Annotated in this window: 12 protein-coding genes and 1 pseudogene; all 13 read left to right on the forward strand. The window is 71.9% G+C overall.

Features of this window, described 5'->3' with window-relative positions; all coding sequences use genetic code 11:
• Window positions 1-14: 14 nt before the first annotated feature.
• On the forward strand, window positions 15-2687 hold the full coding sequence (gene ftsH, locus QP119_RS06130) for an ATP-dependent zinc metalloprotease FtsH (RefSeq protein ID WP_284774500.1): 2673 nt from the start codon (window positions 15-17) through the stop codon (window positions 2685-2687).
• Window positions 2688-2696: 9 nt separating this feature from the next.
• On the forward strand, window positions 2697-3287 hold the full coding sequence (gene folE / locus QP119_RS06135) for a GTP cyclohydrolase I FolE (RefSeq protein ID WP_284774587.1): 591 nt from the start codon (window positions 2697-2699) through the stop codon (window positions 3285-3287).
• Window positions 3288-3420: 133 nt separating this feature from the next.
• Window positions 3421-4305, forward strand: coding sequence for a dihydropteroate synthase (gene folP / locus QP119_RS06140; protein WP_284774502.1), 885 nt, complete (start codon window positions 3421-3423; stop codon window positions 4303-4305).
• A gap of 12 nt (window positions 4306-4317) precedes the next feature.
• A pseudogene (gene folB / locus QP119_RS06145) lies at window positions 4318-4680 on the forward strand (dihydroneopterin aldolase); the annotation flags it as partial.
• Between the two features lie 104 nt (window positions 4681-4784).
• Window positions 4785-5327, forward strand: a complete 543-nt coding sequence (folK, locus tag QP119_RS06150; RefSeq protein ID WP_284774589.1) for a 2-amino-4-hydroxy-6-hydroxymethyldihydropteridine diphosphokinase — start codon at window positions 4785-4787, stop codon at window positions 5325-5327.
• Entirely contained in the window at window positions 5324-5788 is a 465-nt protein-coding gene (locus tag QP119_RS06155; RefSeq protein ID WP_284774504.1) for a DUF3180 domain-containing protein, read from the forward strand. Before folK ends, QP119_RS06155 begins: the two co-directional genes overlap by 4 nt.
• Before the next feature lie 59 nt (window positions 5789-5847).
• Window positions 5848-7404, forward strand: coding sequence for a DUF6779 domain-containing protein (locus QP119_RS06160; protein WP_284774505.1), 1557 nt, complete (start codon window positions 5848-5850; stop codon window positions 7402-7404).
• Entirely contained in the window at window positions 7404-8168 is a 765-nt protein-coding gene (locus QP119_RS06165; RefSeq protein ID WP_284774506.1) for a hypothetical protein, read from the forward strand. The genes QP119_RS06160 and QP119_RS06165 overlap by 1 nt, the downstream gene beginning before the upstream one ends.
• 9 nt (window positions 8169-8177) lie before the next feature.
• The gene (locus QP119_RS06170) at window positions 8178-9041 is read left to right on the forward strand and encodes a pantoate--beta-alanine ligase (RefSeq protein WP_284774507.1); all 864 of its coding nucleotides are present in this window, start codon (window positions 8178-8180) and stop codon (window positions 9039-9041) included.
• A 114-nt stretch (window positions 9042-9155) separates the two neighbouring features.
• On the forward strand, window positions 9156-10745 hold the full coding sequence (gene lysS, locus QP119_RS06175; RefSeq protein WP_284774508.1) for a lysine--tRNA ligase: 1590 nt from the start codon (window positions 9156-9158) through the stop codon (window positions 10743-10745).
• Window positions 10746-11127: 382 nt separating this feature from the next.
• Complete coding sequence (locus QP119_RS06180) at window positions 11128-13395, forward strand: YhgE/Pip family protein (protein WP_284774509.1); 2268 nt, start codon at window positions 11128-11130, stop codon at window positions 13393-13395.
• A 104-nt stretch (window positions 13396-13499) separates the two neighbouring features.
• On the forward strand, window positions 13500-14429 hold the full coding sequence (locus tag QP119_RS06185; RefSeq protein ID WP_284774511.1) for an MFS transporter: 930 nt from the start codon (window positions 13500-13502) through the stop codon (window positions 14427-14429).
• Between the two features lie 233 nt (window positions 14430-14662).
• Window positions 14663-17452, forward strand: a complete 2790-nt coding sequence (locus QP119_RS06190; RefSeq protein ID WP_284774512.1) for an ATP-dependent Clp protease ATP-binding subunit — start codon at window positions 14663-14665, stop codon at window positions 17450-17452.
• Window positions 17453-17466 lie beyond the last annotated feature (14 nt).

Raw genomic sequence — 17466 nt, forward strand, 5'->3', positions numbered from 1 at the left:
CGAAGAATGACCACATGAAAAACAAGCGCATCCTGCAGATCGGCGTCATCGCTGCCGTCGTCCTCGTGCTCTTCTACGTCTTCTCCCTGCTCACAGACGACACCAGGGGATTCCAGAAGGTCGAGACCTCGGTCGCGATGAAGCAGCTCGCCGACAACAACGTCGCCGAGGCCCAGATCGACGACCGCGAACAGCGCCTGCGGCTCAAGCTCAAGGAGCCGGTCAACGTCGAGGAACGCGAGGGCGTCGAGGAGATGCTCACGCAGTACCCCGCGCGCACCAGCCCCGAGATCTTCAAGGCCGTCGAGGCCTCCGAGACCGAGAAGTTCGACACCGAGGTCAGCCAGGACAGCTTCCTGGTCAGCATGCTGCAGTTCCTGCTGCCGATGCTGCTGCTCTTCGGCCTGCTCATGTTCTTCCTGGTGCGCATGCAGTCCGGCGGCATGTTCGGCTTCGGCTCCAACAAGGCCAAGCAGCTGACCAAGGACATGCCGACCAACACCTTCGCCGACGTCGCCGGCGCCGACGACGCCCTCGACGAGCTGCAGGAGATCAAGGACTTCCTGCAGGACCCGACGGTCTACGAGAACCTCGGCGCGAAGATCCCCCGCGGCGTGCTGCTCTACGGCCCGCCCGGCACCGGTAAGACCCTGATGGCCCGCGCCGTCGCCGGCGAGGCCGGGGTGCCCTTCTACTCCATCTCCGGCTCCGACTTCGTCGAGATGTTCGTCGGCGTGGGCGCCTCGCGCGTGCGCGACCTGTTCAAGCAGGCCCGCGAGAACAGCCCCTGCATCATCTTCATCGACGAGATCGACGCGGTGGGCCGCCAACGTGGCGCCGGCATGGGCGGCGGCCACGACGAGCGCGAGCAGACCCTCAACCAGCTGCTCGTCGAGATGGACGGCTTCGGCGACCGCGAGGGTGTCATCCTCATGGCCGCCACCAACCGCCCCGACATCCTCGACCCGGCGTTGCTGCGCCCGGGCCGCTTTGACCGCCAGATCCCGGTGACCAACCCGGACCTGGCCGGTCGCGCCCAGATTCTCAAGGTCCACGCCGAGGGCAAGCCCTTCGCCCCCGACGCCGACCTCGACGCGCTGGCCAAGCGCACCGCCGGCATGTCCGGCGCCGACCTGGCCAACGTGCTCAACGAGGCCGCGCTTCTGACCGCCCGCATCGGCGGCAACGTCATCACCGCCGACGCCCTGGAGGAGGCCACCGACCGAGTGATCGGCGGGCCCCGGCGCAGCTCCAAGGTCATCTCCGAGAAGGAGAAGAAGGTCACCGCCTACCACGAGGGCGGCCACACCCTGTCCGCCTGGGCGCTCAAGGACATCGAGCGCGTCTACAAGGTGACCATCCTCGCCCGCGGCAACACCGGCGGCCACGCCATGACCGCCGCCGAGGACGACAAGGGCATGTACAACCGCGACGAGCTCTTCGCCCGCCTCGTCTTCGCCATGGGCGGCCGCTCCGCCGAGGAGCTCGTCTTCGGCGAGCCGACCACCGGTGCCTCGGCCGACATCGAGCAGGCCACCAAGATCGCGCGTGCGATGGTCACCGAGTACGGCATGTCGCCTTCGCTCGGCACGGTCAAGTACGGCGAGGAGCAGGGCGACCCGTTCGTCGGCCGCGGCGGCGGCAGCCAGCTCGACTACTCGCCGGAGGTGGCCGCCCGCATCGACGAGGAGGTCCACGGGCTGATCGACCGCGCCCACGAGGCCAGCTACGCCATCCTCGCCGAGCACCGCGACTACCTCGACCGCCTGGCGGAGAAGCTCCTGGAGAAGGAGACCCTGCGCCGGCCCGACCTGGAGAACATCTTCGCCGGCATCGAGCCGCGCGCCGCTGAGGACGTCTTCCCCGGCGAGGACCTGCGCTTCCCGCGCCAAGCCGGCCGCGAGCCCGTCAAGACCCCGGTGGAGCTGGCCCACGAGCGCGGCGAGGAGCCGCCGAAGCGCTTCAGCATCCTCGAGGCCTCCCGCGCCGCGCGTGCCCGCCGCGAGGCCGAGCGCGCCCGCCGCGAGCAGCAGCCCGCCCCGCACGGCGGCCACGGCCCGCAGCCCGGCCAGCCCGGCCGGCCCGGCAACCAGGCCCCGGCCCCGCTGCCCGGTCAGCCAGGTCAGGGTGGCGGCTGGAGCTCCGACGCCGCCGGTGAGGGCCCGCGCTACGCGGGCACCCCGCCACCGGCTGACTGGCACGCCCCGGGCTGGCCCCCGCGCGGCCAGGGCAACCAGGGCGCGCAGGGCAACCGGCCCGCGCCCGCCCCGCGGGGCGGCGACGCCTGGGGCACTCCAACCAGTCCCGCCGGCCCGGCCGGCCCGGCCACGGACTCCGACGCCGCGCCCGGCACCGACGGCGCCGGAACCGGCGGCGGTGATCGGCGGGGCGTCGTCAAGCACGACGAACCGAAGGACGCGGGTGCGCACCCGGTCGCGCACCCCGGCTCCCCGGAGGAGCACCCCGGTGTGAAGTACTACGGCGACGGCGACGATGCCCTCATCGGCTTCCGCCTGCCCGAGCGCGAGCGCCCGGACACCCCCTCCGAGAAGCTCACCGACGACTGGGGCCCCCGCTCCGCGCGCCCGGACGGCGACGCGGGCGGCCGACACGCCAAACCTGAGGCCCCCGGAGACCCCGAGGGCAGCGCCGACGGCAGCGCCGGCACCGACGGGAAGGACCAGTAAGTGACAGACATCGACGGCACCGCGAACGGCGGGCGCCACTTCGACCAGGAGCGCGCCGAGGCCGCGGTGCGCGAGCTGCTCATCGCGGTGGGCGAGGACCCCGACCGCGAGGGGCTGCGCGAGACGCCCGCCCGCGTGGCGCGCGCCTACAAGGAGACCCTCGCCGGGCTCTTCTGCGACCCGGCCGACGTGCTCGAGAAGGTCTTCAACGAGGGCCACCAGGAGCTCGTGCTCGTGCGCGACATCCCCGTCTACTCCACCTGCGAGCACCACCTGCTGCCCTTTCTGGGCAAGGCGCACGTGGGCTACATCCCCTCGGTCGACGGCAAGGTCACGGGCCTGAGCAAACTGGCCCGCCTGGTCGACATGTACGCCAAGCGCCCGCAGGTCCAGGAGCGGCTGACCTCCCAGGTCGCCGACGCCCTGGTCGAGCGGCTGCACGCGCAGTCGGTCATCGTGGTCATCGAGTGCGAGCACCTGTGCATGGCCATGCGCGGCATCCGCAAGCCGGGGGCGGTGACCACCACCTCCGCCGTGCGCGGCGGCTTCCAGCGCAACCCCGCCTCGCGCGCCGAGGCGCTCAGCCTCATCCGCGGCTAGGCCCGAGACGCCTGGCCCGCGCGGGGTCGGGGCGAAGCCCCGGCCCGGCCCCGCCGCCCGGACCGGCGCGCCCGGCGGCCTAGGCTCGGGGGCGAAGACGTCCGGCCCTCTGCGAAAGGAACCCCCAGCCCCCATGGTCCGTGTCTCCGACCTCACCGTCCCCGACCGCTGCGTCGTGATGGGCATCGTCAACGTCACCGAGGACTCGTTCTCCGACGGCGGGCGCTACCTCGACCCGCAGGCCGCCCTCGACCAGGCCCACCGCCTGGTCGCCGAGGGCGCCGACATGATCGACGTCGGCGGCGAGTCCACCCGCCCCGGCGCCCACCGTGTGCCCGCCGAGGTCGAGCGCGACCGCGTGGCCCCGGTGATCAAGGCGCTCTCGGAGGAGGGCATCCGCACCTCCGTGGACACCATGCGCGCCTCGACCGCGCGGGCCGCGGCCGAGGCCGGCGTTGACATGATCAACGACGTCTCCGGCGGCCTGGCCGACCCGGAGATGTTTAAGGTCATGGCCGAGACCGACCTGCCGGTGTGCCTGATGCACTGGAAGACCGTGCAGTTCGGCGACGCCGCCGGCCAGGCCGACCACGGCGGCGACGTGGTCGCCGACGTGCATGCCACGCTGGAGCGCCTGGTGGACAAGGCGCTGGCCGCCGGAGTGGACCACGACAACATCGTGCTCGACCCGGGCCTCGGCTTCGCCAAGTCCGCCGAGGACAACTGGGCGCTGCTCGGCGCGCTGCCTGAGTTCATCGGCGGCGAGTTCCCGGTGCTCGTCGGCGCGAGCCGCAAGCGCTTCCTCAGCGGTGTGCGCGCCGACCGCGGCCTGGCCCACACCCCGCTCGACGCCGACCCGGCCACCGCCGCCGTCACCGCGATCTCCGCGCAGCTGGGTGCCTGGGGCGTGCGCGTCCACGACGTCGTCGTCTCGCGCGACGCCGTCGACGTCGCCGCCAACTGGCACGCCCGCCGCCCCGTCGCCGGTGGCCTGACGCTTCCCGACGCCCGCGCCTGAAAGGACCCCGCAATGGCCGACCGCATCGAACTGACCGGGCTGCGCGTGCGCGGCCGCCACGGCGTGCTGCCCGAGGAGCGCCGCCTGGGCCAGGACTTCATCGTCGACCTCGTCTGCTGGCTGGACCTCACGGCCGCCGCCGACAGCGATGACCTGAACGACACGGTCAACTACGCCGAGCTCGCCCAGATCGCCCACGACGTCGTCGCCGGCGAGCCGCTCAACCTCATCGAGGCCGTCGCCGGGCGCATCGCCTCGGCGGCCATGGAGCACTTCGCCGAGCTGCACGCCGTCGAGGTGACCATTCACAAGCCCGCCGCGCCCATTCCACTGACGTTTGACGACGTCGCGGTGGTCGCCCGCCGCTCCCGCAAGGCCCACGACGCCGCGCTGCGCGCGGCGCCGGCGCACGGGACGCAGGAAAGCGCGACGTCGGCAAGCGCGACGTCGGAAAGCACGCCGGAGGGGGCGGGCCGATGATCCGCGCGGTGCTCTCCATCGGCTCGAACATGGACGACCGCCTGGCGCTGCTGCGCACGGTGCCCGCCGCGATCCGCGCCAGCGGGGACATCGGGCTGCTCGCGGCCTCCTCGATCTACTCCACCGCGCCGTGGGGCGTGGAGGACCAGGACGAGTTCCTCAACGCCACGCTGATCGTCGAGACCACGCGCAGCCCGGAGGAGCTGCTCGCCTTCGGCCAGGGCCTCGAGGCCGACGCCGAGCGGGTGCGGGTGCGCCGCTGGGGCCCGCGCACCCTGGACGTCGACGTCGTGCAGGTCATCCGCGACGGCGCCGAGGTCCGCTCCGACGACCCGGTGCTCACCCTGCCGCACCCGCACGCCTACCACCGCGCCTTCGTGCTCGTGCCCTGGCTCGAGATCGAGCCCGACGCTGAGCTGGCCGGCCGCGCGGTGCGCAAGTGGGTCGGCGAGCTCGACGCCGCCGAGATCGACGGGGTGCACCGGCGCGGGGCGCTGGAGGAGAACGGGGCCGCCGGCCCGGACGGCGGTGAGCACCCGTGAAACGCACCTCGATCCCCGCGCTGATCGCCGTCGGCGGCTTCATCGCCGCGCTGACCTTGATCGCCACCTGGCGCTTCTACGGCTCCATGGCCTCGGTGCCCGTGGCCGTCTCCGTCACGCTGTGGGTGATGGCCGTGGTCTGCCTGGTCATCGCGGCCAAGGTGCGCGCCCGGCGCAAGGACGGGCGTATCGGTCAGGACCGCTCGCAGCTCAACCCGATCACCGCGGCGCAGTTCCTGGTCATCGGCAAGGCCTCGGCGTGGACCGGCGCGGTCATCGGCGGGCTCTACACCGGCATGGCCGCCTGGGTCATCCCGCGCGCCGGGGACCTGGTGGCCGCCGCCTCCGACATCCCGGGCGTGGTCGCCAGCGCGCTGGGCGGGGTGGTGCTCTGCGGTACCGGGGTCTTCCTCGAGCGCTCCTGCGCGGTACCCCCGCCCGCCGACGGCGAGCCCGCCTAGCGCCGCCGCGGGGCGCGTCGCCCCGGGAAGCCACCGGGGCATTCGGTAGGTTGGGATGCATGACCCGCCCGAACGCCCACGAAGACACGGAGTACGCGCCCGCCGGATCGGCCGGGCGATGGGGCACCCCGGGGCCGGACACCGGCTCCGCTGCCACCCACGGACCCGCCGCCGCGGACACCGCGCGCATCAACCGGGTGCCTGACGACGCCGTGTCCGACGCCGCCCGCGGTCCCCGCCGGCGTGGCGCGGCGGACCCCGCAGGCGAGCGCGCGTATCAGGCGGGCGCGCAGGCGCCCGCCGACACCGGTGCGGGCTCCGGCGAGGGGGCCGACTCCGGCGAGGGCTCGGCGGAGGGTCGTGCGGGCAACTGGCTGCTCATCGCCCTGGTCGCCCTGGCGCTCATCGCCAGCGTCGTGATGCTGTTGACCGACAGCAGCGTCGCGCTGCGCCTGGCGCTGCTGGCCGCCCTGTGGGCCGCCGTGATCGGCTTCTTCCTGGTGGTGCGCTACCGCCGTGCGGCCGAGACCGCCCGCAAGGAGCTCGAGTACACCCAGAACCTGCGCGAGGCCGAGAAGGCCCGCAGCGCCGCCGAGGCCGACGCCGTGCGCGCCCGCGGCGGGGCGCCCGCGCCGGCCAAGGAGGTCAACCTCCGCGAGGAGGACATGCAGCTGCTCGCGGAGATCCGCGACAGCCTCGCCGAGCTGCGCCACCAGATCGAGGACCTGCGCGGCCAGGCCTTCGAGTACGAGCCCGCCGCCCTGCGCGCCCAGGCGTGGCGCCTGCAGGAGCTGGAGACCCGCGCCCAGGACTCCGGCCTGGGCCCCTGGGGCTCGGCCGCCTCGGCCCAGTCCGCCGAGACCCAGCACCGCGAGAAGGCCGGGCACGTCTCCGGCGCCCCGTCGGTCGACGCCGTGGCCGGGCACCTCGGCACCGAGGACGGCCAGTCGTCCGGCGCGCCGACGATCTCCCCGGAGCTCGCCGAGCTGCTGCGCGAGGAGAACGACTCCCTCGCCGCCAACCGCGCGACCGTGCGCCAGGCGCAGATGGGGCCGGCCGCCGCGCAGCAGAGCGCCGCGCAGCAGGCACAGGCCAAGTCGGAGTGGAAGCAGGCGCCGAAGCCCGCGCAGAAGCCGGAGCCGCAGCACACTGACGCCGCCACCTCGACCACGTCGACCTCGACCCGCGCCGCGAAGCCGGCGCAGGCCGCGCAGCAGCCCAAGCCGGATCAGGCCGCGACGCAGCAGTCCAAGCCCGCCCAGTCTGCCCAGCCGACGCAGCAGCCGACGCAGCAGGCCGACAAGCCCGCCGCCACGGCCACCACCGCGCCGACGGTGCACACCGAGCCTGCCGCCGAGGCCCCGAAGACCCGCCGCGGCCAGCACCGCGCCCCCGAGGCCGACACCGCCGCGACCGAGGCCACGACCCAGGCCCAGTCCCGGTCCGCCCGGAAGGACGGCAAGGACGCCGCCGACGCCTGGCGCACCGAGACCCAGTCCGAGGAGACCGCCCGCGGCCACCACGAGGCGCCCGCCGAGCCGCGCGGCCGCCGCCGCGCCGACGAGCGCTCCGGGGCCCTGACCGTCGCCGAGCTGCTGGCCCGGAGGAACAAGTAGTGCCCGGACCCCGCATCCGCATCGGGGTCTACCTCGGGCGCCCGCACCGCGCCTACCACGGCACCTTCGACCGCCTGGCGCGCGCCGGGCACGCCGTGGTCGAGTACACCGACCCCGCGGAGACCGAGGGTTTCGCCGCCGTGATCATCGTCGCCGGCGACCACCACCTCGCCGACGCCGTCAACGACCTCGCCCTGCACGTCCACCGCGGCCAGATCGTGCTGCACACCGCCCTGGCCCACGACGCCACCGCCCTCGACGCCCTGGAGATCGAGGGTGCCGTCGTCGGCGCCCTGCACCCCTTCGGAATCTCCGAGTGGGTGGTCAACTACGTCGACGAGGCCGGCGAGGCCGTCGTCCAGCTGCTCGTCGCCGAACTCGGCGGCAACCCCGTGCGCCTGCCGCTTGCCGCACGCGCGGACCTGGCCCCGGCGCTGACCTGGGCCACCGCCACCGGGGTGGTGCGCGGGGAGGCCCGCGCCCTGCTCGACGAGGCCCTCGGCGCAAACGCCGACCGGGTCACCGAGAAGCTGTTCACCGACCCCGCCCCGGACGACTCCCTGCCGCTGCCGGACGAACTGGACGACCAGCTGGCCCGCCAGCTCGCCGACGGTGGGCGGCCCCGGGCCCGCGCCTTCGTCGACCTGGTGCGCCGGGCCGCCGAGCTGCGCGGCGACCACGACGTCGAGCTGTGGGCGCTGCTGCACCTCGGCAACGCCGGCGACATCGGCGACACAGAAGACACCGACGACAAGAACGACTAGGAGGACCAGATGCCTTTCGAGTTCGGCACCGCCGCCGAGGCGGACGCCACGCTGCTCGCCCGGCTCAGCCACGCGATGCGGCGCACCGGCCGCCCCGTGGTGCTCGTGCCCCTGGGGCCCGACGTCCACGGCGGCCACCTCGCCCTGACCGAGGCCGCCCACCGCCTGCGCGGCGCCGTCACCGTCGTCGCAGTCGACGGCGAGGCGGCGCTCGACGCCGAGCCCGGGACGTCGGAAATTGAATCGCAGACGCCGGACCTGCGCGCACGCCTGGCCGCCTGCGGGGCCGACGCCGTCTTCCACCTGCCCGCCGACGACCCGGCGCTTACCGGGCGCACCCGCGTGCTGCCCGTCGACCGGGGGCTCGAGCCGGTCGGGGAGCGCGCCCGTCAGCTGACCCGCATCCTCGCGCTGCTGGGTGCCAGCCAGGCCACCGACGTCTTCCTCGGCGAGAAGGACTATGAGCTGCTCGTCGACGTCCAGCACGCCGTGACCGATCTGCACCTGCCCGTGCACGTGCACGGGTTCCCGACGGTGCGCATGCCCGACGGCCTGGCGCTCTCCCTGCGCAACGCGCAGGTCCCGCCGGAAATGCGCGAGCGCGCCATCGCCCTGTCGGCCGCGCTGACCGCCGGTGCGCACGTCGCCGAGGACGGCGCCGAGGCCGTGCTCGAGACGGCGGGGGCGGTCCTTGAGGCCGCCGGGGTGGCCCCGGAGTACCTCGAGCTGCGCTCCCACCTGCTCGGCGAGCCGCCGGCCGAGGGCGACGCGCGCCTGCTGGTCGCCGCGCGCTTCGGCGAGGTGCGCCTGACCGACAACGTCGGCGTGCCGCTCGGCGTGGGCTTCCGCGGCCTGGCCGAGCAGTCCGGCTAGCCGCCGTCGCGGGCCCCACGGCGCCGGCACCCGCGGCGTCCCACCGGCCCCCCACCGGCGCGCGCGAGAGTCCGGCTGCGAGTCCGGCGGGGCGGTCCACTACGCTGTGGAGACGTGACTGACGCAAAGGACCCCAAGAACGTCGCCGCCGAGGGCGGCTCTGACCTGCCCGAGCAGCAGCGAGTCCGCCGGGAGAAGCGCGCCCGCCTGCTGGCCGAGGGGACCGAGGCCTACCCGGTGGAGGTCGCCCGCACCGGCAGCATCCGCGAGGTGCGCGAGCGCTACCGCGTGCTGGGGGCCGACGAGGAGAAGACCGGCGCCGAGGGTGTCGTCGAACTCGCCCCCGGCGAGGAGACCGACGAGGTCGTCTCCCTGGTCGGGCGCCTGATGTTTATGCGCAACACCGGCAAGCTGTGCTTCGCCACCCTCCAGGAGGGCGACGGCACCCAGATCCAGGCCATGCTCTCGCTGGCCGAGGTGGGCAAGGACGCCCTCGACGCCTGGAAGGCCGACGCGGACCTCGGCGACTTCATCTCCGTGACCGGGCGTGTGGTCGCCTCCCGCCGCGGCGAGCTGTCCGTGATGGCCACCGCCTGGCAGATGGCCTCCAAGGCGCTGCGCCCGCTGCCGGTCTCCTTCGCCGAGATGGCCGAGGATACCCGCGTGCGCCACCGCTACACCGACCTGATCATGCGCGAGGCCGCCCGCAAGAACGCCCTGACCCGCATCAAGGTCATGCGCGCGCTGCGCGACTACCTCGAGGGCGAGGGCTTCCTCGAGGTCGAGACCCCGATGCTGCAGACCCTGCACGGCGGCGCGGCCGCCCGCCCCTTCGTCACCCACTCCAACGCGCTGGACATCGACCTCTACCTGCGCATCGCCCCGGAGCTCTACCTCAAGCGCTGCGTGGTCGGCGGCATCGAGCGCGTCTTCGAGGTCAACCGCAACTTCCGCAACGAGGGCGTGGACTCCTCGCACTCCCCGGAGTTCGCCATGCTGGAGACCTATCAGGCCTACGGCACCTACGAGACCGGGGCGAAGCTGATCAAGGGCCTGATCCAGTCCGTGGCCCGTGCCGTCTTCGGCACCGAGAAGGTCACGCTCGCCGACGGCACCGAGTACGACTTCGGCGGCGAGTGGAAGGTCCTCGAGATGTACCCCTCGCTCAACGAGGCGCTGGCCCGCAAGTTCCCCGGCCAGCCCGAGGTCACGATCGACTCCACCGTCGGGGAGCTGCGCGCGATCGCCGACGCGATCGGCCTGGAGTGGCCGGAGAACGGCGGCTGGGGCCACGGCAAGTTCGTCGAGGAGATCTGGGAGCACCTGTGCTCCGACCAGCTCTACGAGCCGACCTTCGTCAAGGACTTCCCGGTCGAGACCTCCCCGCTGACCCGCGACCACCGCTCCAAGCCGCGTGTGACCGAGAAGTGGGACCTCTACGTCCGCGGTTTCGAGCTGGCCACCGGCTACTCCGAGCTGGTCGACCCGGTCATCCAGCGCGAGCGCTTCGAGGACCAGGCCCGCCTGGCCGCCGCCGGCGACGACGAGGCGATGCGCCTCGACGAGGACTTCCTGGCCGCCATGGAGCAGGGCATGCCGCCGACCTCCGGCAACGGCATGGGCATCGACCGCCTGCTGATGGCCCTGACCGGCCTGGGCATCCGCGAGACCGTGCTCTTCCCGCTGGTCAAGCCGGAGGCTTAAGTTCCGGTCCCGCGGGCGCCGTCCGATTGACGACGTCCCGTCGGTCCCCCTCGGCGCGCCACCTCCGGGTGGCGCGCTTCTGCGTGCGCGGGGACGGGTGGCGGCGGAAATTTTTTCGCCTCGGGGGTGGCGCGGCGGGGGAACGGGCACCCGCGCCGTTGTGACTGGTGAGGCGCATGTTGCGAACGGCGGTTAGCGGGGCGGCGGCCGACGGCCAGCGTGCGGCCCGGAAAAATATGTTTCCCAAACACATGACATGAGTTATTAGGTATGCGACGATGTGGCCCACGACATATAGGTGTCGTCCGGGTCGCCTCCCGGGCGCCACCGGACTTCACCTCGGCGCCGCCGCGAGGGCGGTGCCCTGAACCGGAGGACATCCATGCCGAGCTCAGAAGCGACAGCGACCCGTGGTCCGCGCCGCGGCCTCTTCTCCGCACTCGACTGGCGCCCGAAGACCATGCTGGCGCGCACCCTCATCGTCTTCCTCCTGGTGACCCCGCTGATCGGCGCGATCACCTTCATGTGGGCGATGTGGGACCCCTCCCAGTACCTGCACTCGACCAAGCTGGCCGTGGTCAACGAGGACAACGGCGCCGAGCGCGACGGCGAGTCGAACAACTACGGCGACCAGGTCGTCGAGGGGCTCTCCGCCGCGGACTACCTCGCCTTCGAGGAGGTCAGCCGCGAGGACGCCGACCAGGGCCTGGTCACCGGCGAGTACCTGTTCGTGATGAACATCCCCGAGGACTTCTCCACCAACGTCCTTTCCGTGATGAGCGAGGAACCCGTCCAGCCGACGGTGACCATCGCCTACAACGACTACAACGGCTCCAACCAGGCTCTGCTGACCTCGGGCCTGGTCCCGCAGATCCAGGCGCAGGTCGCCAGCTCCATCGCCGAGGGCTACAGCCAGGAGATCATCGGCGGCATCAACCAGCTCGGCGACGGCCTGCGCGCCGCCGCCGACGGCGCCGGCCAGCTCGACGAGGGTGCGACCCAGCTCAAGGACGGCACCACCCAGGCCAAGGACGGCGTGGGCCAGCTCGACGACGGCGCGACCCAGCTGCACGACGGCACCACGCGCCTGACCGACGGCACCGCCCGCCTCAAGGACGGCACCACCCAGCTGACCGACGGCATCGGCCAGCTGCAGGGCGGCACCAAGCAGCTCGGCGACGGCGCGGCGCAGATCGACGACGGCGTGGGCCAGCTGACCGGCATGCTCATCCCGCTGTTCCAGCAGGTCCAGGCCGCGGCACCCGCCCTGCAGCCGGTCATCGACCTGCTGCACGGCGTCGGCCAGCACGAGCAGGCCGCCAAGCTCGAGGGCATCGTCGGCCGCTTCAACGCCAACAACCCCGAGAACATGGTCGCCCAGCTGACCAAGCTGAAGAACGGCACCGCCGAGATGCGCTACAACCTCAACGATCCCTCGGCGCCCTACCTCAACGGCATGAACCGCCTGGCCGACGGCATCAACCAGCTCGACTCGGGTGCGACGGAGCTCTCCGACGGCGCTACCCAGCTGCACGACGGCACCACCCGGCTCAAGGACGGCACGACCCGCCTGAAGGACGGCTCGCAGAAGCTCGACGACGGCACCACGCGGCTCAAGGACGGCACCGGCGAGCTGAGCACGAAGCTCAAGGACGGCGCCGGCCGAGCCCCGACCTTCGAGAACGTCGACGGCTCGGCCAAGCAGGCCAGCGCCCCGGTCGCCTTCGACGAGACGAACCTGCACCCGGTGACCACCAACATCGACGTCAACGACCCGACGGCCAAGGAGGTCACCAGCGGTATCTCGCTGATCCTGGTCGTGGTCATCGGCTTTTTGATCATGGCGCTGACCGCCATGCTGGTGCCGCACGTGACCGGCCGCTGGTCGCGCTCGCGCTCGGTCGGCCCGGTGCTCAAGGCCTTCGCCGCGCTGAGCCTGATCAACTTCGTCACCGTCTGCGCGATGGGCCTGATCTCCAGCTTCATGGGCTGGTCGCCGGCCAGCTGGCTGGCCGCCGGCGCGGTCTTCGCCCTGATCGCGATGGCCGGTGCCGCCAGCTACCAGTTCTTCCGTGCCCTGTTCGGCCGCGTGATCGGCGGCATCTTCTCGCTGGGCATGTACGGCTACGGCGTGCTCGTCTTCGGCGGCGTGTGGCCGCAGCCGATCATCCCGCCGCTGTTCCGCGTCTTCCACCCGACGAGCCCGATGACCTACGCCCGCTACGCCTTCATCCGCGCCACCGACGGCCGCTGGGACGCGACCTTCTGGGCCGGCATCGCCGGACTGCTCTTCTTCATCCTGGTGCCGCTGGCGCTGACGATCATCATCCGCGTCGCCCGCATCAACGGCTTCGCCCGCGAGCAGGACGAGCTGATGCTGCGCGAGGAGGACGACTTCTACGCCGAGCAGGTCGACTCCCACGAGCGCGAGCGCGTCTCCGTCGGCGCCGGGATTGACGACGCCCCGCGTGACGACGTCGCCGGTACCGGCGGCGCGAGCGCCGCAGGCTTCGGCGACGCCGCAGACACCGCAGACGCCGAGACGACGGGCCGGCTGGACCCGGTCGACGCCCCGGAGGAGGGCGGCGGCGGAAAGCGTCGCAAGCCCGAGCGCGACCGCCTCGGCAGGCTCCTGCGCCGCCGTAAGTGACAAAGATCACCGACCCTGACAAACCCGCAGGAGACTAACGCAAACGGGTTCAATCCAAAGGTTTCGATTCGCGGCCGCCGTGTCCCACGGCGGCCGCGACGCCGTTGGCGGCGACCGAAGAAAAGCTGGAGGGCCGGCGCGTCTTCGCGCTGCTGGCCGTCCTCGTCATCTCCGCGATGATGATCCTCAACGAGACGACCGTCTCGGTCGCCCTGCCCGCCGTCATGGCGGACTTCGGCGTGCCGGCCGACGTGGTCCAGTGGCTGCTCACCGGCTTCCTGCTGACCATGGCCGTGGTCATCCCCACCACCGGCTTCCTCATCCAGCGCTTCTCCGTCGCCCCGGCACTCGGGCCGACCATCGCCGGCGCGATCCTGCAGAACTTCACCTGGCACCACATCTTCTGGATCATGGTGCCGATCCCGGTGCTCGCCGTCATCACGGCCGTCTTCGTCATCCGCCAGCTGCGCCTGGGCCGCCGCGGCCGCGCGCTGCTCGACTTCAGCGCCTTCCGCCACCGCAACTTCACCTTCTCCGTGATCACGGTCTTCTGCGCGATGGCCATGATGCTCGGCACCGTGAGCACCATGCCGATCTACCTGCAGGTCGGCCTCGGCGTCTCCGCCATCGTCACCGGCCTGGCCATGCTGCCCGGCGGCCTGCTGCAGGGCGTGGCCTCGCCGAACATCGGGCGCGTCTACGACTCCGTCGGCCCCAAGCCGCTGGCCGTGTCGGGCGCGCTGATCATGCTGCTGTCCTCCTGGTGGCTGTCCTTCACCGTTACCGAGCACACCGCCGTCGGCCTGGTCATCGTCATCATCATGGTCTTCAACCTCGGCATGGCCCTGGTGATGACCCCGCTGATGACTGTCTCGCTGTCCTCGCTGCCGATGTCGCTGTACTCGCATGGCTCGGCGATCATGAACGCCCTCCAGCAGCTCGGCGGCGCGGCCGGCACCGCCGTGCTGGTCGCGGTCGTCTTCGTCTCCGCGATCCGCCCCGGCGTCGACACCGTTGAGGAGCAGGAGCCCTGAGGCCCGGTAGCGGACAGCGCGGGCGGCCTCCGGCCGGGGCCTGCGGAAGGGGTCCCCGACCCCTCCCGCGGGCCCTGTTCGCTAGCGGCGTACAACGCCGCGCGGGCGCTGTCACCTGCACCGACGGGACGTCGGCAAGCACGGGCTGGCAGAGGGCGCGCGAGAGTGCAAGATCCGGTCCCGCCCGCGCGTTAGAGTGGATGACACATTTACGGCAGAAGTTTAGGGGCAACATGTTCGAGCGTTTCACCGACCGCGCACGCCGCGTCATCGTCCTCGCGCAGGAAGAGGCGCGGATGCTCAACCACAACTACATAGGCACCGAGCACATCCTGCTCGGCCTGATCCACGAGGGTGAGGGCGTGGCCGCCAAGGCCCTCGAGTCGATGGGGATCTCGCTGGACGACGTCCGCCGCGAGGTCGAGGAGATCATCGGCCATGGCTCCCAGCCGCACACCGGGCACATTCCGTTTACCCCGCGCGCCAAGAAGGTCCTCGAGCTCTCGCTGCGTGAGGGCCTGCAGATGGGCCACAAGTACATCGGCACCGAGTTCCTGCTGCTCGGCCTCATCCGCGAGGGCGAGGGCGTGGCCGCCCAGGTGCTGGTCAAGCTGGGCGCCGACCTGCCGCGCGTGCGCCAGCAGGTCATCCAGCTGCTCTCCGGTTACGAGGGCGGCCAGCAGGGCGGCGGTTCCGGCCAGCAGGGCGGCGGCTCCCCGGGCCTGACCGGCGCCGGCGCGGCCAGCGGTCCCGGCGGGGGCGGCCGCGGCGGGCAGGCCGGCGAGCGCTCCAACTCGCTGGTGCTCGACCAGTTCGGCCGCAACCTTACCCAGGCCGCCAAGGACGGCAAGCTGGATCCGGTCGTGGGGCGTGAGAAGGAGATCGAGCGCGTCATGCAGGTTCTCTCGCGGCGCACCAAGAACAACCCGGTGCTCATCGGCGAGCCCGGCGTGGGCAAGACCGCCGTCGCCGAGGGCCTGGCCCTCGACATCGTCAACGGCAAGGTCCCCGAGACGCTGAAGGACAAGCAGCTCTACTCGCTGGACCTCGGCTCCCTGGTCGCCGGCTCCCGCTACCGCGGTGACTTTGAGGAGCGCCTGAAGAAGGTGCTCAAGGAGATCAACCAGCGCGGCGACATCATCCTGTTCATCGACGAGATCCACACCATCGTCGGCGCCGGCGCCGCCGAGGGCGCGATCGACGCGGCCAGCCTGCTCAAGCCGAAGCTGGCCCGCGGCGAGCTGCAGACCATCGGTGCCACCACGCTCGACGAGTACCGCAAGCACATCGAGAAGGACGCCGCCCTGGAGCGCCGCTTCCAGCCCGTCCAGGTGCCCGAGCCCAGCGTCGAGCTGAGCGTCGAGATCCTCAAGGGCCTGCGCGACCGCTACGAGGCGCACCACCGCGTCTCCATCACCGACGGCGCCCTGGAGGCCGCCGCCCGGCTCTCGGACCGCTACATCAACGACCGCTACCTGCCGGACAAGGCCGTCGACCTCATCGACGAGGCCGGCGCCCGCATGCGCATCCGCCGCATGACCGCCCCGGAGTCCATCCGCAAGGTCGACGAGCAGATCGCCGAGGTGCGCCGCGAGAAGGAGGCGGCCATCGACGCGCAGGACTTCGAGAAGGCCGCCGGCCTGCGCGACAACGAGCGCACCCTGACCGAGGAGCGCTCCGAGAAGGAGAAGCAGTGGCGCTCCGGCGACCTCGAGGAGATCGCCGAGGTCGGTGAGGAGCAGATCGCCGAGGTGCTCGGCTCCTGGACCGGCATCCCGGTGTTCAAGCTGACCGAGAAGGAGTCCTCCCGCCTGCTGCACATGGAGGACGAGCTGCACAAGCGCATCATCGGCCAGGACGAGGCGGTCAAGACCGTCTCGAGGGCGATCCGCCGCACCCGTGCCGGCCTGAAGGATCCCAAGCGGCCCTCGGGCTCGTTCATCTTCGCCGGCCCCTCCGGCGTGGGCAAGACCGAGCTGTCGAAGGCGCTCGCCGAGTTCCTCTTCGGCGAGGAGGACGCCCTGATCCAGATCGACATGGGCGAGTTCCACGACCGCTTCACCGCCTCCCGCCTCTTCGGCGCTCCCCCCGGATACGTCGGCTACGAGGAGGGCGGCCAGCTCACCGAGAAGGTCCGCCGCAAGCCGTTCTCCGTGGTCCTCTTCGACGAGATCGAGAAGGCCCACAAGGAGATCTACAACACCCTGCTGCAGGTCCTCGAGGAGGGCCGCCTGACCGACGGCCAGGGGCGTGTGGTCGACTTCAAGAACACGGTGCTCATCTTCACCTCGAACCTGGGCACCCAGGACATCTCGAAGCCGGTCGGCATGGGCTTCTCCGGCGAGACCGAGGACGACGACGCCGCCCGCTACGAGCGGATGAAGCAGAAGGTCAACGACGAGCTGAAGAAGCACTTCCGCCCCGAGTTCCTCAACCGCATCGACGACACGGTCATCTTCCACCAGCTGACCCGCGAGCAGATCGTGCAGATGGTCGAGCTGCTCATCGGCCGTGTCGAGAAGGCCCTCGAGGAGAAGGACATGGGCATCGAGCTGTCCGAGAAGGCCAAGAACCTGCTCGCCCAGCGCGGCTTCGACCCGGTCCTGGGCGCTCGCCCGCTGCGTCGCACCATCCAGCGCGAGATCGAGGACGCGATGAGCGAGAAGATCCTCTTCGGCGAGCTCGGCGCCGGCGAGATCGTGCACGTCGACGTCGAGGGCTGGGACGGCGAGTCGAAGGACACCGACAAGGCGACCTTCACCTTCACCCCGCACCCGAAGCCGCTGCCCGAGGAGCACTTCGGTGACATGGCCGTCGAGACCGCCGAGGCGGTCAAGGACGTCGAGGACGCCGCCGACGGCGACGTGCCCGAGTCCGACACCGTCAGCGACGAGGAACTGGACAAGCTGCGCGAGTCCGGCGAGCGACTGCCCGAGACCCCCGAGCCCGGCCGCCTGAACGGCGACGAGGGCGAGGAGGGCGACGGCCCCGCCGGCGGCGCCCAGCAGCAGCGCGAGCGGTAGTTCGCTTCACGACG

It is taken from the genome of Corynebacterium frankenforstense (assembly GCF_030211955.1).
Classification (GTDB): domain Bacteria; phylum Actinomycetota; class Actinomycetes; order Mycobacteriales; family Mycobacteriaceae; genus Corynebacterium; species Corynebacterium frankenforstense_A.

Bases quoted from the DNA above. Each gene is read 5' to 3' on its own strand.
- ftsH (WP_284774500.1), top strand. From the start codon at position 15: ATGAAAAACAAGCGCATCCTGCAGATCGGCGTCATCGCTGCCGTCGTC.
- folP (WP_284774502.1), top strand. From the start codon at position 3,421: ATGGTCCGTGTCTCCGACCTCACCGTCCCCGACCGCTGCGTCGTGATG.
- QP119_RS06160 (WP_284774505.1), top strand. From the start codon at position 5,848: ATGACCCGCCCGAACGCCCACGAAGACACGGAGTACGCGCCCGCCGGA.
- QP119_RS06170 (WP_284774507.1), top strand. From the start codon at position 8,178: ATGCCTTTCGAGTTCGGCACCGCCGCCGAGGCGGACGCCACGCTGCTC.
- QP119_RS06180 (WP_284774509.1), top strand. From the start codon at position 11,128: ATGCCGAGCTCAGAAGCGACAGCGACCCGTGGTCCGCGCCGCGGCCTC.
- QP119_RS06190 (WP_284774512.1), top strand. From the start codon at position 14,663: ATGTTCGAGCGTTTCACCGACCGCGCACGCCGCGTCATCGTCCTCGCG.